Genomic DNA, 26068 nt, shown 5'->3' with positions numbered 1-26068 from the left:
GAGGGCAGGGGAAAGAATATGAGTCCCGGTGCCCTGAACTGTCACTCGAACTGCTCGTGACCGGCATCTACGTCGACCATCGGGTCGGGGTACTCGATACCGAGTTCGACCCCGTACTGACGTTGTTCGGCCTCGCTCATCGTCCACGGTTCGTGGGCGTATGCGGATGGAAGTCCGTCGAGTTCGGGGCACCAGTGCGTGACGTACTCGGCGTCGCCGTCGTAGCGGTGGGCCTGTCCGACCACGTCGAAGGCCGAATCCCGCGAATCGTTTCCCGTCCCGGCGACGTAGGCCCAGTTCCCCCAGTTGCTGCACACGTCGTAGTCGATGAGGCGTGACTCGAAGTAGGCGGCCCCGAGCCGCCAGTCCACGCCGAGCGTGTTCGCCAAGAAACTGGCGGCGTTCTGCCGTCCCCGATTGGACATGTACCCCGTCGCATTCAATTCGCGCATGTTCGCGTCCACGAACGGTACGCCGGTCTCGCCGGACGCCCACCGCTCGAACGCCGTCCGGTCCTTCCGCCAGTCGATGTCGCGTGCCCGGATGCCGCCGGGCTGGAAGAACTGCGCGCCGTGTTTCTCGAACTGGAAGGCGTCGAAGTCCCGCCACAGCAACTCGAAGACGAGCCAGTACGTCGACTCGTTGGCCACCCGTTCGGCCTCGTACTCACGGACCGCCGCGTGGACGCGCCGCGGGGAGAGACACCCGTGTGCCAGCCACGGGGACAGTTTCGAGGAGTAGTCCGCACCGAGGAGCCCGTTCCGCGTCTCCTTGTACTCCCGTAGCCGGTCACGCTCCCAGACGTACTCGGCCAGTCGCTCCAATCCGGCCGTTTCCCCGCCACGGAACTCGTAGACTCCCCGGTCGTCGATATCGGTTTCCGGGTTCTCGAACCCGAGGTCGGACAGTGACGGAACGTCACCGGAGTCGACTGCCGGTGTCGGCACCGTCTCGGGTGCAGGTACCGGCTCCCGGACTGCGGCGTTTTCCTCCACGTCTTGCCGCCACGGCGTGAACGTGTCGGCGATGTCGGCCACCGGCGTGGGCAGGTCTTCTCGGTGATACAGAGTGTGTGTCCAGTGCGTCTTCAACTCGATACCTTCGTGGGAGAGAGATTGCCGAACCGACGCTTCCGTCTCGTACTCCTCGGTCGCCGGTCGGGTCTGGCAGTGGACGGCGTCGGCGTCGTGTTCCCTGGCGAGAGTGGGGAGTACCCGGTCGGGCCGTCCCTGCCGAACCACGAGGTCACCGTCCCGTTCACGGAGCGACGACCGCAGGTCGGTCACGCTCTCGCGGCGAAACTGTGCCCGTCGCGGCCCCGTCTTGGGAACGCCGTATTCACTCTCCCCGAACTGCTGTGGATCGAACGTGTACACCGGAACTACTTCGTCGGTGTCCTCGACTGCCGCCGCGAGCGGTGGGTTGTCGTGTACTCGAAGGTCGGTACGGAACCAGACGATGGCTGTCTTGGACATGTGAGACGAGGACCGGCGGACCGGTCTACTGCTAGTTGGGGTCCGTCCGCATCAAACCGGCGGTTGCCGTCTCCCGGGAGCGCGTCCCGTCGCCATCATTCACAGACGACTGTGACTGTCCGGGTTCGGGGGCCATCACACTCCACGAGCAACACCGACTGCCACGTACCGAGGTCGAGGGACCCGTCCACCACGGGGAGTGTCACGTCCCGACCGAGAAACATCGACCGGAGGTGAGCGTCGGCGTTGCCGTCCAGTTCGTCGTGGTGCCAGCCGGATTCGGGGACGAGGCCCGCGACTGCCGTCTCGATGTCGTCGAGCAGTCGTGGTTCGGCCTCGTTGACACTGACCGCGGCGGTCGTATGGCGGACGAACACGGTACAGGTCCCCGAGGCGTCCGCCGGGAGCGCGTCGGCTACGTCGTCGGTGATGTCGACGACCGTAACCCGGTCGTCGGTCTGCGTCTCGAAGTCGGCACGTACCATGTGGTGAGTGTCGACGGCGCGGCCCTTCAGCCTACTCGTCGGCGTCAGCCTCGGCGTCGGGCGCAATGTCTTCAGACCGGAGTCCCTCGAACAGCCGTCTGTCCTGTGACCGGACGTGGTACGCCGCGGAGGCGACTAACACGAGCAGGTACCCCGTCGCAACCGTCGGGGCACCGATAGTGCCGAACAGCGGCGTGCCGAGGTTCGCGGTCAGTACCGTCCCGAACCCGAGGACGCCCAGCACGAGGTAGTACTCGGCCCACGTGATGCCGTAGCGGGGGACGACTTCCATGTACGTCGTCACTTCCGTCGCCCTGTCTTGGAGGAGGACCCGCTTGTTGTCGGTGTCGTACTCGAGGATGCCGAGTTCGTCGAGTTTCGGGAGATGTGTCTGGTGCAACGAGACGTAGACGCTCCGCCGCTTGTCACGGGGCGGGGGAGACTCGCCGGTCTCCCTCGCGGCGACGGCCTCCGAGAGGTCACGGACGCTGAGCGTCTCGCCGTTCTCCCGGAGACACTTGATGGCTAACCGGCGTCGGTCGTTGCGCAGGATATCGTGTATCTCGCTCGCATCTAGTGTGTCCGTTCGTGGTCTTTGTGTGGCCGTGCTCATTGTCTCCGTCCACCCCGCCCGCACACCACCAGTGTACACCCAAGTACACCCATCTTACTGCTGGTCAGTTCGCTTCTCTCGTTCTGTATCGCGTTCTCCCATCTAATTAATACCTTCTAAGAACTCATTACGAGACACGGTGGACAGATTAATATGCTTTGTCCAGAACTCTTCGGCCCGTTCAACTCTCCGCCACAGAACCGCTCTACCTGACGAACTGGCTACACGGTCCGCCCGAGGCAGTCAGGGATGCCTCGACGGTGGACTGGACAACCGACTGTTACACTGACTGGTCGCCGTGCGGGACGATTCACATCCCAACACAGCCGCTCTCGTGAAACTCGTTTTCCCAGAACTCGCGTTTGTGAGGGCGCGTAACGACTGTTTACAGCTGTGTGACGGAGAAATCGGGGGCGGTTAGGCGAGCCACTCGTCCGGTTTGGTGTCGTAGTCCACGTCGGTCGCCCCGAGGTGTTCGACCTCGTCCCAGTCGAGGTCACGGACGGTGACCTCCTCGCCGTCGTAGCGGATGAGTTTCCCCCGCTCCTCCGGTTCGGGTTCCTGGTCACGGCGTTTCGCAACCTCGATGTCGTGTTCGTCGAGTTCCTTTACGATGGTCTTGAGGTTCACCGGTCGCCCCCACAACTCGAAGACGCGTTCGAGCGTGTCGGTGGCCTGTTCGACGTCGAGCATCACGCCGTTGTACCGGTGGGCCAACAGCAACTCGTTGCGGTTGTTGTAGTTGCCGTCCTCGACGACGACGGTCGGTTTCCCGAAGTTCGTGAACTGCAACATCAGCTTCTTCTTCACGTCCTCGTAGTCCGTCGACGTGACGCGGTAGTCGCCCGTCGACTGGGTGTACTCGTAGGTGAAATAGTCGTTCTCGTCGACGAACTCCTGTGTGAGGAACTCGTCGAGGAACGTCACGTCGTTGTGGCTCTCCCGGATTTCGCGCATCCGGTCCCACCCGCGCGTGTAGTCGATGTCGGCGAGTGCGTCCGCGACGCTGTCGAAGCGTTCGGTGTCGAACATGTACCGCGAGACGCGTTCGAGTTCCTCCTGCCCGATGCGTGAGACGAACCCACGGTTGGCGGGTTCGACCAGCGAGTAGTGCCGCTCCGCGAGTCCCTCGTAGGTCAGTACCTTCCACGGATACGTCTCGATGTCCACGTCCCCCTTCCGTGCCCGCTCCAGTGCCTCGGCGTCGACGCGCGGGTCGTCGGCGGCGAACTCGTCGAGCGAGGCCGGAATGTCCGATAGCATCGGGTCCGGTGCGATGTGGTCCTGAACTGCCCCGAAGTCCACCCGGTCGTGGAAGTTCCGCCACGTGATGCCGTCGACTTTGAGCAGGTGCTCGACGACTTCCCGGCGGTTGGTCGTGTTCTCGACGTACTGCCAGAGTTCCAACCCGAGTTTGTACGGATTCAGCCCGGGCGACCCCAGCACTTGGGCCATGTGGTCGGCGTACTTGACGAACTCGTCGGCGTCGGCGAACGCCTCCTTCGACATCATCGTCGACTCCCAGTAACTCGCCCAGCCCTCGTTGAGCACCTTCGTCATCTTCTGTGGGGCGAAGTAGTACGCCTCCCGACGGAGAATTTCGAGTATCTCGCGCTGCCAGTCGGTCATGGCTACGGCCTTGCCCGCGTCGGTGTCGTAGGCCATGCCGTGCTCCCGCAGGAAGCCGAGCACGTCCTTCTGGGGGTCGGCGGGGAACGTGACTTCCCCGTCGTCGTCACGCTGGGCTTCGAGCCACTCCTCGTCGAACACCTGCCCCCGGACTTCCTCGGAGAGGTCGAGTTCGTCGAGTTTCTCCGCGACGTCCTCCCGGTCTATCTCGTCGTCGGGACGTTCCTCTCGGAACTCCGTCTCGACGGGCGCGTACGGTTCGTGCTGGTCGATGTTGTCCTCCAGACAGAGGATGCTGTCTATCCACTTCTCGACCGCCGCACGGTCGATGTCGGGGTCCTGCATGTACTCCTCGATGGCGTCGGAGTGGCGGGCCAACATCGCGGCGGCATCCGGGTTGTCGGCGAACATCCCGAACCACTCGTTGTTCGCGAAGAAGTCGGCGTGTGCCTCGACGTGGGTGATGACCGCCTTCTGGTCGGCCATCGTGTTCGACTCCTGTAGGAACGCGTGCGACGGGTTGTCGTTGTTGACGATTTCGAACGCTTTCCCGCCAAGGAACTGGCTCTGCTTCTGTTGCTGGTCGTACTGCATCCCCCACCGCCAGTGTGGGTACCGCTGCTGGAACCCGCCGTAGGCGATGAGTTCGTTCATCTCGTCGTAGTCGACGATCCAGTAGTTGACCGGGTAGGGGTCCAGTCCCAGTTTGGCCGCGAGGTTCGACGCCTCATCGACCGGCTCTTCGAGGTCCTCGGCGATACGTCGCGCTTCGTAACGGTCGGAGTTCATGATTCGTCCTCCGTACTCAGTATCTCGTAGATGGCGTCGACCACGTCCTCGGGGCTAGAGACGTACGCGACGGCCACGTTGTCACTCTCCCGGAAGTGTCGCTCTACCTCCTCTGCGTGTGTGGCGTTGATGGCGTTGCCGCTCGGCTGGGTCTCCACGTATGCGTGGAGGTTCGCTGGTATCTGCTCCATCAGCGGGATGACCTGCTCTTCGGTGTCGTTGCTGGAGTTCTCGGAGTCGCCCGCCGCGAACACGTACCGGTTCCACTCGTGCCACGGGTACTCCTCCTCCAGCACCTCGGCGGCCACCTCGTACGCGCTGGAGATGCGCGTGCCGCCGCCGCTCCTGATGCCGAAGAACTCGTCGCGCTCGACTTCCCACGCCTCGGCGTCGTGGGCGATGTAGACGAACTCGGCGTTGTCGTACTTGCCCGTCAGATACCAGTCCAGCGGCGTGAACGTCCGTTCGACCAGTTCGCGCTTCTTCTCCCGCATCGACCCGGACACGTCCCGGATGTTGACCACGACGACGTTCTTCTCTTTCTCCTCGACGACTTCGGGGTAGCGGTAGCGTTCGTCCTCCCGACGGAACGGTATCTGGTCGACGCCCTCCCGCCGGATTCGCTCTGCGGTGGACTCCCGGTCGACGTTGTCTGCCATCTCGTCCATCGAGGCCCACGTCGACTTCTCGTCGGCCGAGAGGTCCGCGTACGCCTCTTCGAGCCACGAGCGGGAGACGGGGGTGTTCTCCCCGCGCGCCCACTCGAACACCGAGGCCGGCCCCATCCCCTCGACTTTCAGGGCCTCGCGCACGAAGCCGCGGTCGAAGTCCATCGCCAACTTGCGCTTGAGGCCCTTCTTGAACAGCGTCTCGAAGTCCAGCGTCGAGGTGGGACCGGTTCGCGTGATGTCCGTGAAGTCACCTTCCTTCTCCTCGATGACTTCCTTCCCCTTCGGTTCGAGGTCCAGTCCGAGTTCCTCGTCGAGTTCCTCGGCGAACTCCTCGGGGTCCATCTCGTAGTACTCGTGGTCTGCCCCCTCCTCGCCGGGGTCGCCGTCCTCGTCGCCATCGCCGGGCTGTGGCTCCGGTTGGCCGACGGGTTGGCCCTCCTCGGCGTCCTCGCCCTGCCCGACGCCGCCCATGTCCCGCTGGTCGTAGGCGAACTCCGGGAGGTCCACGATTTTGATGGGTATCTTCACCTCGTCGGGGCGGGACTGGCCGAGGTCACCGTACTGGATGAACTCGGCGAGGTCTTGCCGTCGCTCTTCGCCAACTTCCCGGTAGCGGTCGATGTCGTCTCTCAGTCCCATTTGTAACTCACCTGACTCATGACGTGGCGGCTGGTCAACTCGGCGGAGGCCTCGCTGTAGTCGAACATCTCCGTCAGGTTGCGCACGGTGTCCTCCTTGACGGCCGCCGTCTCGGTACCGCTCGGCGGGTTGTCCCACTGTCGTGGGTCGAAGTCCTCGAACGTCCGCCGCACGTCCTCCCAGTCGTGCGTACCGAGTACCGACTTGATGACCGGTATCTCCTTGGGGTTCACGTCCTCGATGCGGAACGTGTCGTCACGGTTGTGCCACGCGTGGCGGTTCAGCGCGGTGATTATCTTGTCCGTGCGGAACGACTCGACGGCGTCGTCGGGGTCGTTGCCGTCGTAGTTACTCTCGTTGAACCGCCCGAGGTGTTCTATCTCGAACACCTTCATCTTCAGCGGGTCGGGGTCGACGAGCTCACCGCGGTCGTTCTCTATCTGCTCGTCGGCCTCCCACGCGTAGACGTGTTCGATGTACTCCTCGACCGTCGCCTCGTCGACGCGCTTGTCCCGCATGATTGCCGCGAGCACGTCGTCTTCCTGCTGACCGAAGACGTGGTTTTTCACCGTCACGACTTGGTTCTCGAACTCGACGCGCTCGCTCCCGGAGAACACCGGTGCGTCGCCGAGTCGTTCGGCCATCGCGTTGAGCACGTCCCGCGGCATCAGGACGTGTTCGACCGGTAACTCCGAGTGGAACCGCTCGCGCTCCTCGTGGAGCAAGTCGGCGATGATGTCCCGGGTGTAGGTCACGGGGATGCCGTGGTCGCCGTCCCGCGCGTCGTCGTTCCAGTCGAAGTCGTCCATGTCGATTCGGTCGTCGCCCTCCTGCAGGTAGCCGCGGTCGAACAGCAGGGCTTTGTCCACCATGTCGAGGCCGTTCGGCACGTCTTCCTCGTCGAGTCGGGTGACGACGGCGTACAGCGCGGCGGCCTCGATGGCGTGTGGGGCCAGTTCCTTCTCGTTGACCGCAGCGTCGCTGTCCCGCACCGAGACGCGGAGCGGTTCGCGTATCCACTCCTCCAGTTCGTCCCACGACTGGGCCGTCCACACGGCCGTCTCGCTCGTCAACTCCCGGCGGAGGAGTTGGGCTTCGAGCGAGAGGTTCGTCAGGTAGTCGAACTCGTGTTTGTCGAGGCGTCGTTTCAACGCTTTCAGCGGGTCCTGTCCCTCACGGTCGGCGTGTTGGTTCAGGCGCGCTTCGAGGTCCGGGTTCGAGATGATAATCATCTGTGTGTCGATGTCCATCCCGATGCCCTTGTCCAGTTTCACGGCTCCCTCGTCGGGGACGTTCAGCAACTTCTGGAGCAGGTCGGCGTGCTGTGCGGCGTCCTCGACGACGGTGAGCAGACCGTTGCCCTGCGAGAGGACGCCGTCGTAGCTGAACGCTTGGGGGTTCTTCCGGCCCCGCGAGTCCAACTCCCGGAGCATCCCCGCCATCCACGACCCGACGAGTCGTTCCTTGGGCGACCCGTCGTCCTCGCTGTGGAGGACGCCGATGCCCCGGCCCACGTCGACGACGAAATTCTTGACGCGGAGGTGTCGGGGGGCCGTAACCGCCGAGAACAGGTCGTCCGTGTCCTGCCGGCGGTACTCCTCTTCGAGGAAGTCGTAGGCTTCCCGCGAGAACGGGTCGAGGTCGCTCTCGACGCGGACGGGAACGTGGTCGTCCAGTCGCTCGTTCAGGTCCGCCAGCAGGTCCTCGCGGACCGACGGCGGGAACACAGTCAACGGGTGGACCTGCACCGGACTCTCGTACCAGTCGTCCTCGTCGCTGACTGTCTCCTCGCCGTAGGTCAGACCGCTGGCGTCGCCCTCGGCCCCGGCGACGTTCCACTCGACGGTGTACCGGCGGCCTTCGTCGGTTTTGGAGTACTCCCGGAGGCCGTTGATGAGACACCGCTTGAGTTCGGACTTCCCCGTCGCCGTCGGCCCGTCGAGCCAGATTATCTTCTCGTCCTTGCCGCGGGCGGCCGCGATGGAGCGCAGGTCGTCGACGAACTGGTTGAGCGTGTCCGTGTTCCCGAGGATGGCGTGTTCGCCGTCGTTGTGCGGGTCGTCGAAGAAGCGGTAGCGTTCCTTCTCCTCGCCCTCCTCGATGACCGTCCGGGTCCCGGCCGCTTCGATGGCCGAGAGCAGGTACTTCGAGGCGTGGGCTGCGAGGTGGGGCCGCTCCAACACTAGGTCGACGTACTCGGCGAGACTCATCGGCTCCTGATACGTCTCTTCGAGGGCCGTATCGGCGGCGTCGATGTAGTCGTGTCTGGCCATCAGTCTTCCATCTCTGCTTTGGCGACCTCTGCACCGGCGAACTCGAGCACCTCCTTGGCTCCTTCCTCGGTGTAGCCCTGTTCGATGAGGGCGTCGACCCACTGGTTGCGCTCGTCGTCGTCCATCTCGCCGCTGGAGACCAGTGCCGAGAAGTTGATGTTGTGCTTCTTGTCTTCCCAAAGTTTGCGCTCTAACGCGCGGCGCAGGCGGTCGTTGTCCTGCGGGTTGAACCCTTCACCCTCGCGGGCGCGGCGGGACACCCAGTTGCTGACCTCCTGCCGGAAGTCGTCTTTCCGGTCCTCGGGCACGTCGAGTTTCTCCTCCACCGAGCGGAGGAACGTCTCGTCGGGTTCCTGTTCGCGGCCCGTTATCTCGTCCTCGACGGTGTTGTCGTCGATGTAGGCCATCACGTGGTCCATGTACTTCTCGCCCTGCCGCTGTATCTCGTCCACGTCGTAGGCCAGCGCGTGGCGCACGTCCTCGATGGCCCGGTCCTTGTACTCCTCGCGGACGAGTTCGAGGTAGCGGTAGTACGTCTCGAAGCGGTCCTCCGGGATGGAGCCGTGGTTTTCGAGGTTCTCCTCGAAGTGGTTGAACGTCGTCAACGGCGAGAGGAACTGACGTTCGCGGTGCATCGAGTCCATGATGGCCTCGGCTATCTCGTCGCCGATGAACCGCGGGGAGACCCCCTCCATGCCCTCCCCGATTTCGGCCATCTCGGCGGCCTCCTCGCGGAGTTTCTTCACGTCGACGTCCTCCTGCTCGTCGACTTCGCCGTTGTAGGCTTTGGCCTTCTGGAGCAGGTCGACGGCACCCGCGTCCGGCTCCTCGATGCGGGTGAGGACGCCGAACAGCCCCGCCATCTCCAAGGTGTGGGGTTCGACGTTGATGTCCGGGAGGTCCGCGTTCCGAAGCATCTTTTCGTAGATTTCGGCCTCCTCGGAGTACTGGAGGACGTACGGGAAGTCGATGCGCTTGGTCCGGTCGTTGAACGCCTCCATCTTCTCGTCGCCCTTCTTGTCCTTGTACTCGGGCATGTTCGTCCGCCCGACGATGACTTGGTCGATGTCGATGCGCGGGTTGTTCTTGGGCTTGATAGTCTGCTCCTGCGTGGCGTGCAGGAAGTCGTAGAGGAACTCCCGCTGGAGTTTCAGCAACTCCTCGCCGCTGAAGATACCGCGGTTGGCGTTACAGAACGCGCCGGAGTAGTCGAAGGCGCGCGGGTCGCTCTCCCCGTAGACGGCTATCTTCGAGTAGTTAACGTCGCCGGTCAGTTCCGTCTCGTCCTGATTCTTCTTGTCCTTGGGTTCGAACGTCTCGATGGCCCGGCGCTGGTTCTCGTCGGCGACGAGACGGACGATTTCGACGTGGTTCTCCAGCACCTGCTGGAGGTCGTCGTCGTAGTGGGCCAGCAGGCGGTCCATGTAGAACTCGCTCGCCGGGTCGAGTGCCTGCTCGTTGCGGATGGTGTAAGGCGCGTCGAGTTCGTCGTTGAGTTTCTCGATGACCGAGTCACGCTGGTCCTGTGGGAGGAGCACCAGCGGGTCCTGATTCATCGGCGAGCGCACGGTGTCGTCGGCCGGGTCCTGGTCGGGGATGATGTCACAGAGGTTCGTCCAGCGGAAGGTGTACATCCGCCCCGCGTCGGTCCCGGTGTAGTGTTCGTAGTAGGTGCGGACCTGTCGGTCGAAGTCGGATTTCCCGGACCCGACCGGACCGAGCAGGAGTTTGATGCGTTTCTCGGGGCCGAGGCCACGCGCACCGCTTTTGACCTTGTTGACGAACTCGTGGATGGCCTCGTGGACGACCCGCCCGTAGAAGGTGTTCTCTCCGTCACGGAGTGGGTCTTCCGAGGCGAGTTTGTACTCGACGACACCGGCGTCCTCGTCGTACTCGGTGCCGTAGTAGTCGAACATGTCTGCGACGCGCTGGTGTGCGTTGCGGGCGATGCGCGGCTCGTCGAATAGCTGGTCAAGGTACCAGTCGAACGTCCGGGTCTCACGGAGGTCCGACGGGATGGAGTCCTGGTACTCTCGACTCAACTCTGCGAGGGTGTCCTGTGTACCGGTCATGCTATCACGGAAAGGTTGAGGCCGGCTCCAAACGCCGTCCGTTCGGTCCGGCCGTGCGGGTGGCTCCCCGCACCGTTCGGCGGTGCCTCCCTCGACGGCCACCACGTGGCTACTGTCGACACTCCGGACTGATCGCAGGCGTGCGCAACGCGCGCCCGGCAGAACCGGGGTGTTCGGACTGTAGTTGTCATGTGCAACCATACCATGCCACTCGGCGCGCACTCCGGTGGTCGGATGAGACCAATAAATCCCGGGCGGCGACGGTGAGAGCGGCCACGGTGTGGTGGTCGTGTATGGGTGGGCTTACCACCGATACTATTTATTATATGAGTGTTGCGAACTGATAAGCCTTCTCCCAATTCGGCGTTTTCGCGCCCTCTCTGACGGGTACTTAAACGATGAAAGTGGCATACGTCGTCCGGTATTCTGGCCGGCCACGCCGGCCGCCGTCACGCCCGTTTATATGATGGCCGGGTGCGTGTGTGGTAGTTGCACGGGTCGTGACCGTCCCCGAGGCGTCCGACCGGGGCACTCATTGTGGTCGCCGCGTAACGCCTCGTCATGTCCTTCGAGACGCTCCCGCCGGGGTGGGAGGTGTGGAACGAAGGCGAGACGGAACACGTCCTCGTCTACCGTCCCGACGTGTTCGACAGCCACTCGTTCCCCGCACCGTGTCTCCCGACGCTCTATCTCACGAAGGGACAGCGCGGCCGACGGCCCGGACAACACCGACCCGACCCGGGCGACCCGTGGTACGTCACCCTGTCGCTCGAACCCGAGGTGACACGCGACACCGAACAGTACGACGACCAAGACGCCGCCATCGAGGGCGCGCTGTCGCTGGCCGACCGGTTCGCCGCCGGTGACATCGACTACCGCGCGCTGTATCAGGTCCCCCGCGAGGCGTACCTCGACGAACTCGACCGACTGACCGGCCGGGCGTGACGACCGCACTGTACGTCGGTCGACGTGTTCCGGCGGGAGACTTAACCGCGGTGCCGGAGAACATCCGTTGATGCCGACGGTCACGCTCATCGGAACGCGACTCGCAGACCCCGGGACCGAGTTCGTCTACGGCGGCGAAGCGACGGCGTGTGAGGGCTGTCCGTACCGTGACCAGTGTCTGAATCTCGTCGAGGGCCGGAGGTACCGCGTGACCGCCGTCCGTGAGAACGCGAGCACCCTCGACTGTGCCGTCCACGATACCGGCGTCACGGCCGTCGAAGTCGAACCCGCGCCCGTCCTCGCGAACGTCGAGTCACAGGAAGCCTACGCCGGAAGCGCGGCAGAACTCCCGGGGCAGTGCCCACACACTGGGTGTCCGTCCCACGAGTTCTGTGAACCCGCCGGTGCCGACTTCGACACCGAGTACCGCATCGACGAGGTGGTCGGCGACCCGCCACACGACTACTGCATGCTCGACCGGGACCTGACGCTCGTGGAGTTCGCCCCCGCCCGCGACGCCGACGAGTGACTGCCGGACGACGACACGGCCGTCAGGCGGTGAGCGTGTCCACCTTCTCGGCGGTGTAGCCGAACACGTCCTCGTACCCGTACGGCGACATCAGGACGGGATAGAACGGTTCGTCGGCGACGTACTCCTCCTCGTCGGCGGCGGCGTACGCCTCACCCACGCCGACGCGCCGGAAGTTCGACGCGAACACCTCGTAAGCCTCGGCGGCGGCCTTCGGTATCGGTGCGGTCAGGCGGTAGACCGGTAACTCAGCCTGGTCGGCCCCCGTCCCGCCCGGGAGCGCGCCCGTCGCCCGGAGGAACGCCCGGGTGACGCCGACGGCGTTCTCGGCGGCCGCATCGGACCCCTGATAGCCACACTCGACTTCGACCAACTGGTCGGCCACCTCGAACAGTCGCCCCTCGCTGAACGCCCCGGTTTCGACGACGGCGTCGACGGGGAGCCGTGGACAGACGCGCCGGGCGAACGGGGTCCGCTCGCCCACGAGGGCGAACAGGCCACCGTAGGACTGCGTCGAGTGCAAGGAGAGTACCTCACAGCCCGCCAGTTCGTCGGCGAGTGTCGCCGCCAACCGCCCTTCGTGGGTATCGCTGTCCGGGTCACCCGGGAACGCTCGGTTGAGGTCTTCGTCCACGTACCGGACCCCGCGCTCGGCGGCTTCCTCGTTGGCGACCACGAACTTCACCGGTCGCTCGACGGTCAACTCTTCGGCGAGGAGCGTCTCGACTGCGTGTTCCCCACACGGTTCGTCGCCGTGTATTCCGCCGACAACCGCCACTTCAGCGGGGCCGTCTCCGACCGTCTCGACACGCATTTCTTGCTCGATAGTCGCGGACGCGCCGTCTTAGTCCTCACGCATTGCCACTGGCCTGTTGGTGTGGGGCCCTGCTTCGACACTTGCCGACCGCCGGAGGTCGCTCACCGGAGTGCCCGTTTGATGCGGACAGAGAGGGGGATGTCTCGCCCGGTGTCACGCGTACGCCGCTTGCGAACCCCGACTAGCCCGAACACGAGTGCCACGATGCTGAAGACGAGCGCGCCGTTGATTGCTCCCAGCGCGACCAGCGGGTGTATGTCGTGCAGCGTCAGCAGCAGGGACGGTGGCAGCACTACGATATACCGGCTTTCCGGCAGTCGCACCGTTCGCTCCTCGCCGGACGACGGAACAGGGACGAACATCGTCGTCGACGCTGTACCGCCCCCGACGACCTCGAGCTGTCGGCTGTTCAGTGTCACATCCGCCGGTGGCTCGAACACGACCAGCATCGTCACCGCTCCACCGTTTCGTGCCGATAGCTTTGCTTCGGCCGTCTCACCCGGTCCCACACCGCTGCCCTGTGCAATCTCCGCTGTCGATATCTCGTGCGTCGTACTCGGGGACACCATCGCGAGGTTCGCTGGCACGACCACGATGGCTATCAAGAATATCACCGCGTACCGCGGGTCGACCGTATCTTGGCCCCGCGTTCGGCTTCTGTCCCGGGAGGTACCCCGACGGAACTGATTCACAGTCGTCAGAACCAGCAGTACCAACCCGGATAAAAAGAGTGCCCCGCCCACCTCCTGAGCGTTGTCTGCCCCCTCGACCCCGACTGCGGCTGCAACGGACGCTTGCACCTCGAACACGAACGCGCGTGTCCCGAGGATTGCCGTCCCGAGGGACGGAATCCGAACTATTCGACCGCCGGGCTGCCAAGCAGTTGCGACAATCTGACTCTCGGTCACTGGCGGCTCGACGCCGTCTTGGTCGGTGAAGGGGTTCCCGTCCCCCTTCGTGATGTACCCTCGGTCCGTCTCACCGACGATACGGTGCGTAGTCAATTCACCGCCTTCGATTTCCTGGGATTGGAACACCACTACGTCACCCTCGTCGATATCACCGGTCAACTGGTCGGGGACGACGACGAACCCATCGCCCTCCTGAATCGTCGGCGACATGCTGTCGGAGGTGACGAAACTAAACAACACTGGCTGGCCGAGTACGACGCCCGCGATGAGTGCGAGAACTGTCAGAACAACGACAACTTCTGCCGCTCTAACCAGATACGTTCGGAACATCGAGGGATGCCGCTTGTCGGCCTTACATTACGGGACAGTAAATCGCTGTCGCTCGGCCGGTCGACCCGGTCAGTCGTCTCGTCCCTCACCGCCGCGCCCGTCAGCAACCGGCTCGACGTGCCGGCCTTCGATTTCCGGCAGTTCCCAGTAGCCCAGCATGACGCCGAAGACAACCGACGCGCTCAGGAGAGTGACAAACAGCACCATGCCTTGGAAGCCCAGCGTCCACAGGGCGGCCATCGCCACCTGTGTGAGTACGAGTACCACTAACCACAGTAGTCCGAGGCGGCCGAGTGCGTATCTGAACCGCGGCTGTTTCGTCCCCGCTGGCGTCTCCAGCAACGGCAGCACACCACGGAGTCGGGTCTGCGTGAGGTAGTCGGCCACCACGGTGAGGACTGCGACGAACAACACCCACACGTACCACGGGAGGACCAGCCACCCGAAGGTGAGAGAGAGCGTACCCGGTACCGGCAACACGACTGGCCCGTCTAACAGCCCCGGCAGGACCGAGTCACCCGAGTCGGCAACCAGTCCACCGGTTCCGGTGTCCGTCTCCGTGTCCGCGTCCGGCCCCGACTCTGTGTCTCCGGTGTCACTGTCGGTACCAGTATCGGTCTCGGTATCAGCGTCACCGCCGTCGGGACTCGCTCCGGTCCCAGTCCCGGCGTCGGTGCCACCGCCACCAGCACCACCCCCGGCACCCGAACCACTGCCGCCACCACTACTCCCAGCACCTGACCCACTGTTAGAACTCGATACTGGTGACTCGTAGGTTATGTTCTCGACGAAGCTTCTGGACGTACTAGAATCAACGTCGGCGACGACGCCGAGCCTGACAGACTCGTTCGGGGCGAGCGTAATCGAGTTGTTCTGTCCCTCGATTGTATTGCCGTTGTCCATCCGAACGATTGTTATCCGACTACTTGCGTTTCCAATCCACACGTCTGCGGACCTATTGCTCCCCTCAATACCCTCGTACCCGACGACGAAGACATCGTTGAATCTGCTCTCGGTTCCGGGGATGGTGGTAATCGAGACCCTGAGCTTCCCATCGGGACCGATTTCGGCGTAGCGGTCGCCGTTCGGCGTATCCGCCGGTTGCAGGTGTATCCCGCTGTCGTCACCGAGCTCGTCGGTTTGCCCGTCGAACGGGACTGCACCCGTGGCTATGACCGTCCCGCAGACGACTAGGGCAAGCCCAACGATGACGTGCAGGTGTTTCATACAGTTGCCGGTCGGAACGAACCGTCACGCGTGCCCCGAGAGAGGAACGGGAGCGTTACGCGCTGGAGTGGTCGCCTTCACGCGCGGCGAACACGATAGTGTTGATCGTATCGATGGCTGACCCACTGTTCCCGTTCCGGAGGTCCACTTCGATAGTGAGGTCGACGCTCGTGGTTGAGTCTACATCGACGGCGTTGTCACCGGGGGTACCCCCGTCGACGATTGTGTTCCCGTTCGTGTCCTGAATGTCCAGCACACTCCCGATGAGGTTGTTCGGGTCGTCGCTCTGACTCGGGTCTACGGAGAGGCCGACGTTCTGTCCGCCGCCGTTGGTTACCGCAAGCGCGTCCTCGAACCGTGTCGTCGCCTGCTCGTTGAGGTTCGATTGCTTGACCTTGATGATGCTACTCCCACCCACGCTTTCGGTTGCGATGATGTTGTCTCCGGCCGGGGAGTTCGCCGCGAACGTCAGTATCGCACTCGCGTCGTCCGTGGTATTGATTTCGACGGTCCGCTCTGCCTCGACTGCGGTGAACGCCCCGGAGCCGAACGCCCCGCCGACGCCCATGCCGACCGTCCCGAGGCCGAGCAGTACGTTTCGTCTGTTGATATCCATTGGTCACACGGACGCACCTGTGGGACTTATTAATTGCCGCCGTTATGCCGTCTAAAGGCCGTCATTATCCGCTCAAGCACGCCTTTAGTCCCGCTCAAGCAGCCTAATAATAAGTCCCTATACCCACTGATGGGTGGTAAGGCACGTACTACGTGCTAGGTAAAATCATGAAGATGAACCGTAGAAACATACTGGCTGGAATGGGTGCATTAGCAATCGGTGGCGGCGGCCTGCTCGGGTCGGGCGCGTTCACGTCCGTCGAGGCAGAGCGGACCGTCGAAGTGAACGTCATCGGTCCCGACGAGGTGACCAACGCGACCGAAGACGTGGACGCGCTGACGGACGAGTACGTCGACGTGCGCGTCGATGCGGCGTTCAGTACGGTCTTCATCGACTCAGCGGACGGCACGACCACTACAGACCAAGACGAAACCACACTGAATCCGACGAGTTCGGCCGAAGTCGTGAGCAGTCACGGGGCCTCCGACACCGAAGTGAGTCTCATCGCGAACGACGTGACACTTAGATTCGGTGCTGACGACGGTGGACTCCCTCAAGATTCGACCATCAACTACGACGACCTGTTCGTCATCGACAGTTCGGACATCGACGGCAACGCCGACGGTGCCGATTACGACGTGACGCTCGAGACGACAAACAACAAGTTCCTCAACATCGCAGACAACGGCACACAGGCGTCTGGCGACGCTAGCGGCGACTTCCCGACAACTACCATCGGCGGCGACAGTGGTAGGACAGTCCTCAACAGCAACGTCGACACCACTGGCATCTCAAACGCCAGTGGCTCCAGTCCCGACGACAGTGACACGCTGACGATTCGTATCGAGCCGACGCCGTAGACAGCCCGTCGCCGCTCGAAGCGACTGGACGATGCCACTGCGGTGACAACCGGTACCGCGTGATTTCGTTCGACCCCGTTCACGCGACAGTGGCGGTGTCTCGCCACTAGAGACGTTTACTGCCGAGTCGGACACTGAACCGCCTCGAACACAACTGTTAATATCGGTAGTTCTGAAGTAGGTTTCCCGATGGGCTATCAGTTTACGCCACTGATGACTCTCTACGCCCTTATATTCCTCCTCACCTTCGGACTGGGTATCTACGCGGTGCGACGATATCTCCGGCGTGACCGTCGACTCTCGGTGTTCGCGTTCGCCACGCTGATGTTCGGGTTCAGTTTCTGGGAGATAACCAACTTCGTGGCGGCCGCAGTCGTCCGATCGGAACTGACGCTCATCGTAAAAAACGTTACGAACGCTGTCGTGATACCGTTCGTCTGTTTCGGGACGCTCTTTTTCGCCTTCTCGTTTGCCGACAAACGGCGGTGGATACGGTGGGCCGCCGTCGTTAGTGCCGTCCAACTCGTCGGACTCAGTGTCCTGCTCGCGTTCGACCCGGTGTTTCTGTACGAACCGCGAGGACTCACTGTCCGCGGGCCGATTACCGTCCTCGGGGTCACCGTCGAGCAATGGGTGCTGCTGGACCGCGACCTCAATCTGTCGTTCGCGCTCCACCAACTGTACATCTACGCGGTTACACTCTTCGGTGCCGGTGTCGTCCTCCCGTACATCGCTACGAACAACACCGACGACACCACTAGCCAGGCGGTGCTGATGGCAGTCGGCTTCGGGACGCCTCTCGTAGTGAACGCGCTGTTGCTAGCCGGGATTATCCCGCCGCATCTGAACGTTACCGACTTGGGACTCGGTCTCACGGCGGTCGCACTCGCGGTCGCTATCTTCAGGTACCAACTGTTTCAGGTCGCGCCAATCGGTCGCCAACAGCTATTCGATGTAATGGACGACCCCGTCGTGTTGGTCGACCACAACAACCGTGTCGTCGATAGCAACCCGACGGCACGGCGGGTGTTCGAAGTCGACTCGGAGTGGAGGGGGATGCACGAAACAGCGTTTCTCGGCGGGTTCGCCGAAACGCTCCGCTCCGTTCGAGATACCGACGAGACGGAACCGGAGCCGCTGCGATACACCGACGACGCGGGCCGATGTTTCGACGCGAAGACGACGGCGGTCGGTGACGGCGGGAGTCGGCTCATCACGTTCAGGGACATCACGACACTCGAAGCGACGAGACGGGACCTCGAACAGTCCAACGAACGCCTCGACGCGTTCGCGTCCATCGTGTCACACGAGCTGCGGAACCCGCTGAACGTCGCGATGATTCAAACCAATCGGCTAGATGTGGAACCCAGTGACGACGCTGAACGTCTCGAAGACGCGCTGGACCGGATGGAGTCGATGATAGACAGCATGCTGGAACTGGCTCGTGCTGGTGAGGACGTCGAGCAAACTGAAACGTGCTCGCTGGCCGAACACGCCGAACAGTCTTGGAATCACGTTCAGACTGGCGAATCGGAGTTAGACTGTCGTGTCGGAGACACGGCAATCGAAGCCGACCCAGTTCGACTCCTTCAGCTCTTCCAAAACCTATTCGAGAACGCCACGGCCCACAACGACGGGCCACTCACTGTTCTGGTCGGAACAGTGGGCCCAGACAGTAATACCGTGATTGACGAGGACAGCGTCGGGTTCTTCGTTGCGGACGATGGCGACGGTATCCCCGAGGACGAACGGGACGCAATTTTCGAACACGGACACACCACGAGCAACGACAGCACCGGCTTCGGCCTCACTATCGTCCGATACATCGCCGAGGCTCACGACTGGTCGATTCGAGTCGCTGATGGCATCGACGGCGGAATACGAATCGAAATTACCGATGTGACCGCCAGCCGACCGCAATCCGAACACTCCACGTAGTCGACTCCTCCCTGTGACTGGTTTCTCCACTGTGGTTTGGCCGGACCACACGCGGAGAAACCGGCTGAACGGCCGCCTCTCGACACAGACAGACCCGTGACGGCGCGCTGGCACGCGCCCGGACAACAGCTAGCTACTGGCGGGAGTGCACCTCACTCGCCGCTGGGGGGAGGAGCGGTTCGAGCGTCTGTTTCTGCTCCGGAGAGAGGTCCAGTTCCTCGATTCGACTCGCACAATCTTGATACCCTTGCATCTTCTGTGCGGCTTCCCCGTGTGTCTCTGTCAGTGCCAACTGCTTCGAGCGGAGAGCCAAGTACGTCCGTGCCGCCGAATCCATATCCGTTCGGCTGAGGAGTGACTCCAACCGAGCCTTTATTCCGTCCTCTTCGACCGGTTTGTGAAGGTAATCGTCGATGTCCAACGTAGCTATATCGTCGTCCGGCGCGATACCGGAAACGACGAGAACCACTAGCTGTTCGTACTGTGCTCGGAGCTGGGTCGCAACGTCGTCGCCGGACATCTCGTCCAGTCGCCGGTCGAGTACGACGAGGTCCGTGCTGTCGGAACACTTTTCGAGAGCCTGCTCCCCGGTCCGGGCGTGTCTAACACCGTAGGACTCGTCGAAATACTCCGAAAGAACCGATGCGACCATCCGTTCGTCTTCGACGATTAACACCGATGCTCGGCGTTCGTCGTACCGCTCGTGCCATGCAGTTAGAAGGTCCAAGGCGGGCACAATGGCACGCCCCTTTTCAGTCAGTTCGTATCCCTCTTTACCGCTGTTCTCGACGGCTTCCGTCGTTCTGAGGAGATTTCGGTCACAGAGGTCAGACAGTCCGTCCGACAGCATTTTCGGCGAAATTCCGCCGAGACTAGCCTCGATCTCCGAGTAGCTGGCATTGCCTACTTCGTAGACACTGTAGAGGATAACTGGATACCATTTGTAAGAGAACACCTCCGTTGCGGACTGGAGTCGCTCTACACTGATTCCGGTATCTGACACGGTGCTTCTCATCGGCCGAAATTTGTCCGTGAGAAACAAGTACTCTTTGGGTGTATCGTGCCAGCACACGGCGGATCTCGGCGCGCTGACTACAATATTTCAACCAGATGACTTAGGATATTACTATTGCGAAACGGAACCGGCGAACATTCACCCCCTGCATCGTGGGGTCCGGTCGATACGGGAAACGCTGATTCCGAGACGCGTGCCTGCAGACGAGCGGTTACATCAGTCCTCTCCGTGAGACCGGTCGAACCCACGCAAAAATCCATTTCCGAGAACCACTGTCACCGCTACGACCGGCACACTACCACTATATTGCACCGAGTTATATTATCAAGTTATTAATATCGTTGAACTCGCATACGCCCTTTCGAACGTTACAATATCAGTTTTGAACATAAACTCAAACGGTTGTTGAATGGGTTTTGAAATGGTAAGGCGTGACTATAGCCTTCGTAAGCAAACCGTTTTGACTGTTTAGATACTACCGCATATAATGGCAGCTGAAGACGTGTCAGGACGCGAACAGTGTGAGACTTCGACGATATCACGGGACACACTGTTCGACCTGCTGAGTAACCATCGCCGGCGGTACGCACTCCATGCTGCCCAGCGGACCGACGGCCACTCGGAAATTTCAGACCTCGCAGAGCAAGTCGCGGCGTGGGAAAACGGGAAACAGCAGCACGAAATCACGTCCGACGAACGTCACCGCGTGTACACATCGATGCAGCAGACACACCTCCCGGCTATGGAGCGTGCGGGCGTCATCGAGTACGACAACGGAACGGTTACTCTGACCGAGCAGGCGCGTGCCCTAGATATCTATCTCGACGTGGTTCCCGAGCAGTCGATTCCGTGGGGGGAGTACTATCTCGGACTTGCATCCTTGTCAGGGGCACTGCTCGCAGCCGTCTTCTTCGGCGTGTTCCCGACGAGCGTCCCGAACCTCGCGTGGGGGGGACTCGTCGTCGTGCTGTTTCTCGCCTCGGCACTGTATCACGTCTGGCAGAGCCGACAGATGCGTCTCGGAGCCGCTGAGACGCCGCCCGATGTCGAGCAATGAAAAAGAAGTGGACTCGTCGCGGTGCGTTGGCACTCATGGGGAGCGGTGCCGGTATCGCTATCGCCGGGTCCGGAAGTTTCACAGAGACTGAGACGGACCGCCCGGCCAATGTCGACACGTCGGGAGACGGTCCGAGTAGCACCGCGTTGCTCGGCATCAATACCTTCGGGAATCAACTGGCGTTCGAGGCCGAAACGCGAGAAATCGCCCGACTGACGAACAACACCGGTGAGACGCTCGATACAGTCTCCGCGAGCGTCGCAAACAACTCTGCTCTCGCTTTCGACGTGACAGTCGACAGTACTCCCGGCTCGCTCGCTCCTGCAAGTTCCGGGACGGTGACTGCGACAGCGACCGGCGCGAACAGTGACTGTGTGGTGCAGATGGATTCGGTCGAACTCGATATCTTCGCATCGAGTTCGTCCGGTTCGGCCACGAACATCACCGCAACGCGCACAGTCGACCTCTCGCTCGTGAACTGCATCAACTTCGAGCCGTCCGGGACCAGCACGCCCGCCGGATTCGTTCCCGACGCTGGCAACCAGTTCGCGCTCCGGGACGCCTTCGACTCGGAGTCGACGCTTGAGTACGGTTGGAACCGCGACCAGACTGCCGCGACGAGAGAACGGAACACGGACCCGACAACTGAGGACGATACGCTAATCCACTTCAACGCGGACGGCCGAATCCCGTCGCCCTACGACGCCTCACAGGACGGGTTCTGGGAGTTCGACCTTCCGGCTGGCTGGTACGACGTGCGGATGCGGTGTTCCGAACCGGATTACCTCGACAGCGAGTACTCCTTCGACGTCGACGGCGGGGCCGCCGTCGTCCCGCTCCGCGACCCCGAGTTCGACGACCAGCAGAACCAGCGTACCAACAACGCAGAAACCTACAATTTCACCGTCGAAGTTGCCTCCGGCGATGTGTTGAACATCACGCCGCCGGCTGGAACCTACAATCCGAAGATTTCGTGGCTCCAGTTCCAGTCCCGCGACGACACCCCACAGGAAGCGAACTTCGCTGTCACAATCACCGCTTCCGACGACTACGTCGACGAGGGTGACACTGTCACAGTCGACACCGAAATCACGAACACCGGCGACCAGCGCGACATACAGTCGGTCACACTCGATGTCGCTGGACAGGGGCAAGTCGATAGCACGACTGTCGCGCTCAAGCCGGCCGTGACCACACAGATACAACTCGAATGGGACACGGGTGCCGCTAACGCCACCCCGGGAACGTACGACCTGACGGCCGCGAGCGAGGACACGAGCGACACCGCGACGACCGAAATAAGCGGTGACGTGGAGTACAGCGGCGGCACGGCAAGCACCGGTGAACGAGGGCGATACGAACAGGATGTCGTCTTCGATATCGTAAACAACCGGGCCAGAGAAATCGAATTCACCGGTCTCCGGGTCGAGAGTACCAACACGGCCGCTGACCGACTCGACAACACCAGCGAGAAGGAGACGTTCGTCTGGGTCACGAGCGGGTACGACCCTAACAGCAGGGGCGACCACGACTACGAGAACCAGCAGAACAACGGCCCACCGTACGACATCGTCGACGGGGGGCAGAGCGACCGCGCTGACTTAGTGCCAAACGGGAGTACCGAGACGCTGGCACCCGGCGACACCGCGACGGTGGAAGTCACCGGATTCAGGGACGACGGCGGGCCGATTACAATGGGTGGCACAGAAGTCAGTGACATCAAAATCGGCAGTAAGACGAACATCGGCGGCACCACGCTCGACGTCACGCTCTTCTTCGAGACGCCCGACGGAACCGAACGGAGCAAGACGCTGACTATCGACGGCGTCACCGGTGACTTGGAGTACATCCGCGGCTCCGCGGTAACGTTCGACGCAAAGGGAACCAACGACGGTATCGCGTTCAACCTGCTGAACAACGACGCCAAGAGCTTCGGTGCTGGCACCGAGGTCGGCTTCGACCAATTCACCGTCGAGAGTACGACCAGCTCGGATGCATTCAACTTCGACAACGGAACCACCGACCTGCTGGCCGCAGTGAGCGGAACCTCCGCCGACTACATCGAAGACGGGGGATTCGACGGCTACGAAATCGGTGAGACAATCCCGCTCCCTGCGGACCCGGACCAACCGGCGGGCGAGGACTCACGATGGAACGTTCGCGGGTTCGAAACCCGGTACTTCGACAGTCCCGTCGACATGAGCGGCGAAGACGTACTGATTACAATCGAGCGAGAAAATAGCTCGGCACCCGGTGGCGCGATTCGGTTCAGAATAGAGAACCTATGAAGCGAGTGCCTATCGACGGTTACTGAACGGACTGCTGACATGAATATAGATCCAATTTCGGGGCCACGACAGCACCCGAACGGTCTAGTGCCCCGAACCCGACTGTCCGATACGACTGTGCTGTTCGACCAACTCTGTGTCCGGGGTAGCACACGATGACGGACACGCGGCTCTCCGTGTCCACCCGCGCCTTCCTCAAACGGTGGCTCCCGCTGGTCGTCCTCGGTTTCGCCGTAGTGGCACTCCTCGGAGGGTACGTTACCTACGACGCACACGTCGACGGGCCAGAAACCGTCGTCGAGGAACAGACCACTGGTAAGTGGACGGTCCAGAGTGATTTCGAACACACTGCGATAGTCCAGCGTCAAACCGACGTTTTCACCTCTGGAAACCGCTTGGAAAACCGGCCGCTCTACTTCACGACGGTCTCACCGGAACTCGACAGTAGTTACACAATCTCACACAACAACACGGACGGCGAACCGGCGACTGCCTCGGTCGACCTGTCGCTGGTCGTTCGCGCAGTCGAACAACAGGACGAGCAGACTATCGTCCACTGGCGAGCGCGTGACTCGCTCGCAACTCTCGACAGCGTCGAAGTCGCCGACGGCACCGCCGAGTCGGCGACGGCCAGTGTGAACGTTCCGGCGGTTCTCAGACGTATCGAGGCGATTCGAGAGGAGTTAGGTGCCAGTCCGGGCCGGACTGAAGCACTAATTGTTGCCGACACTACTGTGGAGACCACTCTTGGGGGCGAATCGTTCACAGATACCCGTACCGACCGCATCGAAATCACACCGAGCGACGGCTTCTACCGTGTCAGCACGTCGGTCCAATCCCGTGAGTCGTACCAGACAACCGAGACAGTAACCCGAACAATCGAGCCGTCACTGCTCGCGCTGTACGGTGGGCCAGCGGCCCTCCTCGTTGGGGTGGTGGGCATCGTCGGTACCGCCCTTCTCAGCCGTCGTGATTGGCTGGCCGTGTCCGAACGCGAAGCGGCGCGCCGGGAGTTCGAGCGTGCGCGGACCGACCTCGATGAGTGGATATCCTCCGCTGAGATACCGGCACCCGGAAATCGGACGGTCGTCCACGCGAACTCGCTACCCGCACTGGTCGACATCGCCATCGACAGCGACAGGCGTGTACTCGAATCGGACGACCGGTACGCTGTGATTGTGGGGGACATACTGTACACGTATACGGCCCCGACGGGAGCGGACCCACTGGACGGATCGGGCGGGACGACTGTCCAATCGGAACGAGATGCGACGGACGGCAACACGTCCGACCTCCTCGAACCGAATACTTCGCCCGGGGACGCAACCGACGAAACTGCCGCTGACTCCTCCGCAGACGGTGACGACGACTCCGATGAGGTGTGATGTGTGGCACCACCACTCTCTGCACGACTCGCTACTCTACTGCCTCGGCGTACTCGTAGTCCGCTGGTCCTGCTTCCGGTCGGTCGCCATCGAGTTCGATCCGCCACTCATCTAACACGGCCGGGTCGCCCAACGCGTTCGTCAGGTGCGTCCGCACGTCGAGTACGTCGACGCCGTAGAAATCGTTGGGAACACCGTGGAGATACTGTAACGCCGTCTCGAAGAGGCTACACATCCCGTCGTCGTTCTCGAAGTCGAAGTGCTTGTACGCCCCTGCCGCCACCTGCACCATCCCGTGGAGGAACTTGCTCTCGACCGTCCCGCTCCCGTAGTTGTACCACTCGACCTCGAAACAGTCGTGTGATTCGTGGAACTCGCCAGCGTTGTAGAGGGCGACACCGTGGACCGTCGCCCGTCGGAGCGTCCCGTGTTCCCACCGCTCCTCGTCGGCGCGCCAACCGGTGGGGTTTCCGGTCGGCGGACCGACGGACGGGTCCCGGGTGTGGTCGTCCATACCGTCCCGTTCGATTCGGAGGGGAGTAATTCCGTCGGACGAGGCGGCGGGTCGGCCGCCGCTCACGCCGTGGTGCCGTCCCGCGGGTCGGCCGCCGGGAGCGTGATGACGACGACGCTCCCCTGTGGCTCGTTGTCGACGATGGTGAGGTCACCGCCGGATTCGGTGACGACGGTCCGCACCAACCACAGGCCGATGCCCTGCGAGTGGTGCATCGGCTTCTCGATGCCCGCGGTCAACAACTCCCGCTCCATCTCCGGGATGCCGGGGCCATCGTCGCTCACTTCGAGGCGGACGCGTCCGTCGCTCGTGTACGTCACGCCGACGCGCACCGTCGTGTCCCCGTCTTCGTTGTGACACACGGCGTTGTCGAGCAACTCCCCGACGGCCGTATCTATCTGTTCGTAGGTCTGCACCCACGCCGAGTCCGGGAGGTTCGTGTGAAACTCCGCGTCGGGATGGGTTGTGCGGGCCGACTGGACCGCGTCTTCGACGACGGTGACCATGTCGTGGGGATACGGCCTGCGGCTGTCTTCGAGCGTGAAGTTCCGAAGCGCGGTAGCCTTTCGACTCATCTCCACCAACCGGTCGATGGACGCTTCGATTGTCTCGACGCGTTCGCTCCCACCGTCGGTCGCCACGTACTCCAAGTTCCCCCGGATGATGCCGCAGACGTTCCGGAGGTTGTGCCGGAGGAGACGGTGGAGAATCGACGTTTGCTGGAGGGCCTGCTGTAACTGCTCCGTGGTCCGCTCCAGTTCGGCCTCCCGAACCGAGACGAGGCTGTAGATGAGCAGGGCTGACCCGACGACGAACACCCATCCTTTCACCGTTTGGAGCCACGCTTGGAGACTCGGGTCCTGAACAAGAGCGTCGACGATTCTGTCCGACAGGAGAATCCAACTGCCGCTGACGAGCGCGTAGACGAGAGCGATGGCGGCTGGCGTCAGCTCGGGCACATAGTCGCTATCCACGGCACTCTTCGTCCGA

The 26068-nt window shown here is 62.4% G+C and carries 21 protein-coding genes; 7 read left to right on the top strand and 14 right to left on the bottom strand.

Going from position 1 to position 26068, the window contains the following annotated elements:
- Positions 1-41: 41 nt before the first annotated feature.
- The 7 genes from MUG95_RS02520 to MUG95_RS02490 form a co-directional block, all read right to left on the bottom strand.
- Complete coding sequence (locus MUG95_RS02520; protein ID WP_247009502.1) at positions 42-1475, bottom strand: DASH family cryptochrome; 1434 nt, start codon at positions 1473-1475, stop codon at positions 42-44.
- Positions 1476-1570: 95 nt separating this feature from the next.
- A complete protein-coding gene (locus MUG95_RS02515) occupies positions 1571-1960 on the bottom strand; it encodes a secondary thiamine-phosphate synthase enzyme YjbQ (protein ID WP_247009501.1) in 390 nt (129 codons plus the stop codon).
- Between the two features lie 31 nt (positions 1961-1991).
- Positions 1992-2573 (bottom strand): DUF7344 domain-containing protein, encoded by a 582-nt coding sequence (locus MUG95_RS02510; protein WP_247009500.1) that lies wholly within the window; start codon positions 2571-2573, stop codon positions 1992-1994.
- Between the two features lie 417 nt (positions 2574-2990).
- Positions 2991-4991 carry a SpoVR family protein gene (locus MUG95_RS02505; RefSeq protein ID WP_247009499.1) on the bottom strand — a complete coding sequence of 667 codons (2001 nt, stop codon included), beginning with the start codon at positions 4989-4991 and terminating at the stop codon, positions 2991-2993.
- Complete coding sequence (locus MUG95_RS02500; protein WP_247009498.1) at positions 4988-6301, bottom strand: YeaH/YhbH family protein; 1314 nt, start codon at positions 6299-6301, stop codon at positions 4988-4990. Before MUG95_RS02500 ends, MUG95_RS02505 begins: the two co-directional genes overlap by 4 nt.
- Positions 6292-8574: a PrkA family serine protein kinase gene (locus MUG95_RS02495; RefSeq protein ID WP_247009497.1), complete on the bottom strand. Its 2283-nt coding sequence runs from the start codon at positions 8572-8574 to the stop codon at positions 6292-6294. Before MUG95_RS02495 ends, MUG95_RS02500 begins: the two co-directional genes overlap by 10 nt.
- Complete coding sequence (locus tag MUG95_RS02490; protein WP_247009496.1) at positions 8574-10646, bottom strand: PrkA family serine protein kinase; 2073 nt, start codon at positions 10644-10646, stop codon at positions 8574-8576. Before MUG95_RS02490 ends, MUG95_RS02495 begins: the two co-directional genes overlap by 1 nt.
- A gap of 561 nt (positions 10647-11207) precedes the next feature.
- Here MUG95_RS02490 and MUG95_RS02485 point away from each other — a divergent pair.
- Together MUG95_RS02485 and MUG95_RS02480 are read left to right on the top strand one after the other, a co-directional pair.
- A complete protein-coding gene (locus MUG95_RS02485; protein ID WP_247009495.1) occupies positions 11208-11591 on the top strand; it encodes a DUF5820 family protein in 384 nt (127 codons plus the stop codon).
- Between the two features lie 70 nt (positions 11592-11661).
- Positions 11662-12120 (top strand): UPF0179 family protein, encoded by a 459-nt coding sequence (locus MUG95_RS02480; RefSeq protein ID WP_247009494.1) that lies wholly within the window; start codon positions 11662-11664, stop codon positions 12118-12120.
- 22 nt (positions 12121-12142) lie between these two features.
- Here MUG95_RS02480 and MUG95_RS02475 read toward each other — a convergent pair whose 3' ends face one another.
- From MUG95_RS02475 to tafE, 4 genes are all read right to left on the bottom strand, one after another.
- Positions 12143-12934 (bottom strand): M14 family metallopeptidase, encoded by a 792-nt coding sequence (locus MUG95_RS02475; protein ID WP_247009493.1) that lies wholly within the window; start codon positions 12932-12934, stop codon positions 12143-12145.
- A 104-nt stretch (positions 12935-13038) separates the two neighbouring features.
- Complete coding sequence (locus MUG95_RS02470) at positions 13039-14178, bottom strand: signal peptidase I (RefSeq protein ID WP_247009492.1); 1140 nt, start codon at positions 14176-14178, stop codon at positions 13039-13041.
- A gap of 69 nt (positions 14179-14247) precedes the next feature.
- Positions 14248-15405, bottom strand: a complete 1158-nt coding sequence (tafF, locus tag MUG95_RS02465) for a TafF family fimbrial protein (RefSeq protein WP_247009491.1) — start codon at positions 15403-15405, stop codon at positions 14248-14250.
- A gap of 55 nt (positions 15406-15460) precedes the next feature.
- Positions 15461-16021: a TafE family fimbrial adapter protein gene (gene tafE / locus MUG95_RS02460; protein ID WP_247009490.1), complete on the bottom strand. Its 561-nt coding sequence runs from the start codon at positions 16019-16021 to the stop codon at positions 15461-15463.
- 173 nt (positions 16022-16194) lie between these two features.
- Between tafE and tafA the strand changes: the two genes are divergently transcribed.
- Positions 16195-16881 (top strand): fimbrial protein TafA, encoded by a 687-nt coding sequence (gene tafA / locus MUG95_RS02455; protein ID WP_247009489.1) that lies wholly within the window; start codon positions 16195-16197, stop codon positions 16879-16881.
- A gap of 213 nt (positions 16882-17094) precedes the next feature.
- Positions 17095-18819 carry a sensor histidine kinase gene (locus MUG95_RS02450; protein ID WP_247009488.1) on the top strand — a complete coding sequence of 575 codons (1725 nt, stop codon included), beginning with the start codon at positions 17095-17097 and terminating at the stop codon, positions 18817-18819.
- Between the two features lie 133 nt (positions 18820-18952).
- On the opposite strand, the gene MUG95_RS02445 is transcribed toward MUG95_RS02450, so the two are convergent.
- Entirely contained in the window at positions 18953-19834 is an 882-nt protein-coding gene (locus MUG95_RS02445) for a response regulator (RefSeq protein ID WP_247009487.1), read from the bottom strand.
- Positions 19835-20321: 487 nt separating this feature from the next.
- Here MUG95_RS02445 and MUG95_RS02440 point away from each other — a divergent pair, with 487 nt between their 5' ends.
- The 3 genes from MUG95_RS02440 to MUG95_RS02430 all read left to right on the top strand — a co-directional run bounded on the left by MUG95_RS02440 (position 20322) and on the right by MUG95_RS02430 (position 24564).
- Positions 20322-20891, top strand: coding sequence for a DUF7344 domain-containing protein (locus MUG95_RS02440; protein WP_247009486.1), 570 nt, complete (start codon positions 20322-20324; stop codon positions 20889-20891).
- Positions 20888-23179 (top strand): hypothetical protein, encoded by a 2292-nt coding sequence (locus tag MUG95_RS02435; protein ID WP_247009485.1) that lies wholly within the window; start codon positions 20888-20890, stop codon positions 23177-23179. Before MUG95_RS02440 ends, MUG95_RS02435 begins: the two co-directional genes overlap by 4 nt.
- A gap of 155 nt (positions 23180-23334) precedes the next feature.
- Entirely contained in the window at positions 23335-24564 is a 1230-nt protein-coding gene (locus MUG95_RS02430) for a DUF5305 domain-containing protein (protein WP_247009484.1), read from the top strand.
- 31 nt (positions 24565-24595) lie between these two features.
- On the opposite strand, the gene MUG95_RS02425 is transcribed toward MUG95_RS02430, so the two are convergent.
- A complete protein-coding gene (locus tag MUG95_RS02425) occupies positions 24596-25078 on the bottom strand; it encodes a DUF309 domain-containing protein (protein ID WP_247009483.1) in 483 nt (160 codons plus the stop codon).
- A 62-nt stretch (positions 25079-25140) separates the two neighbouring features.
- Positions 25141-26052: a sensor histidine kinase gene (locus MUG95_RS02420; protein WP_247009482.1), complete on the bottom strand. Its 912-nt coding sequence runs from the start codon at positions 26050-26052 to the stop codon at positions 25141-25143.
- Positions 26053-26068: the final 16 nt, after the last annotated feature.

The sequence above is a fragment of the Halorientalis litorea genome (assembly GCF_023028225.1).
Classification (GTDB): Archaea; Halobacteriota; Halobacteria; order Halobacteriales; family Haloarculaceae; genus Halorientalis; species Halorientalis litorea.
This window is presented reverse-complemented; position numbering and strand designations above follow the sequence as displayed.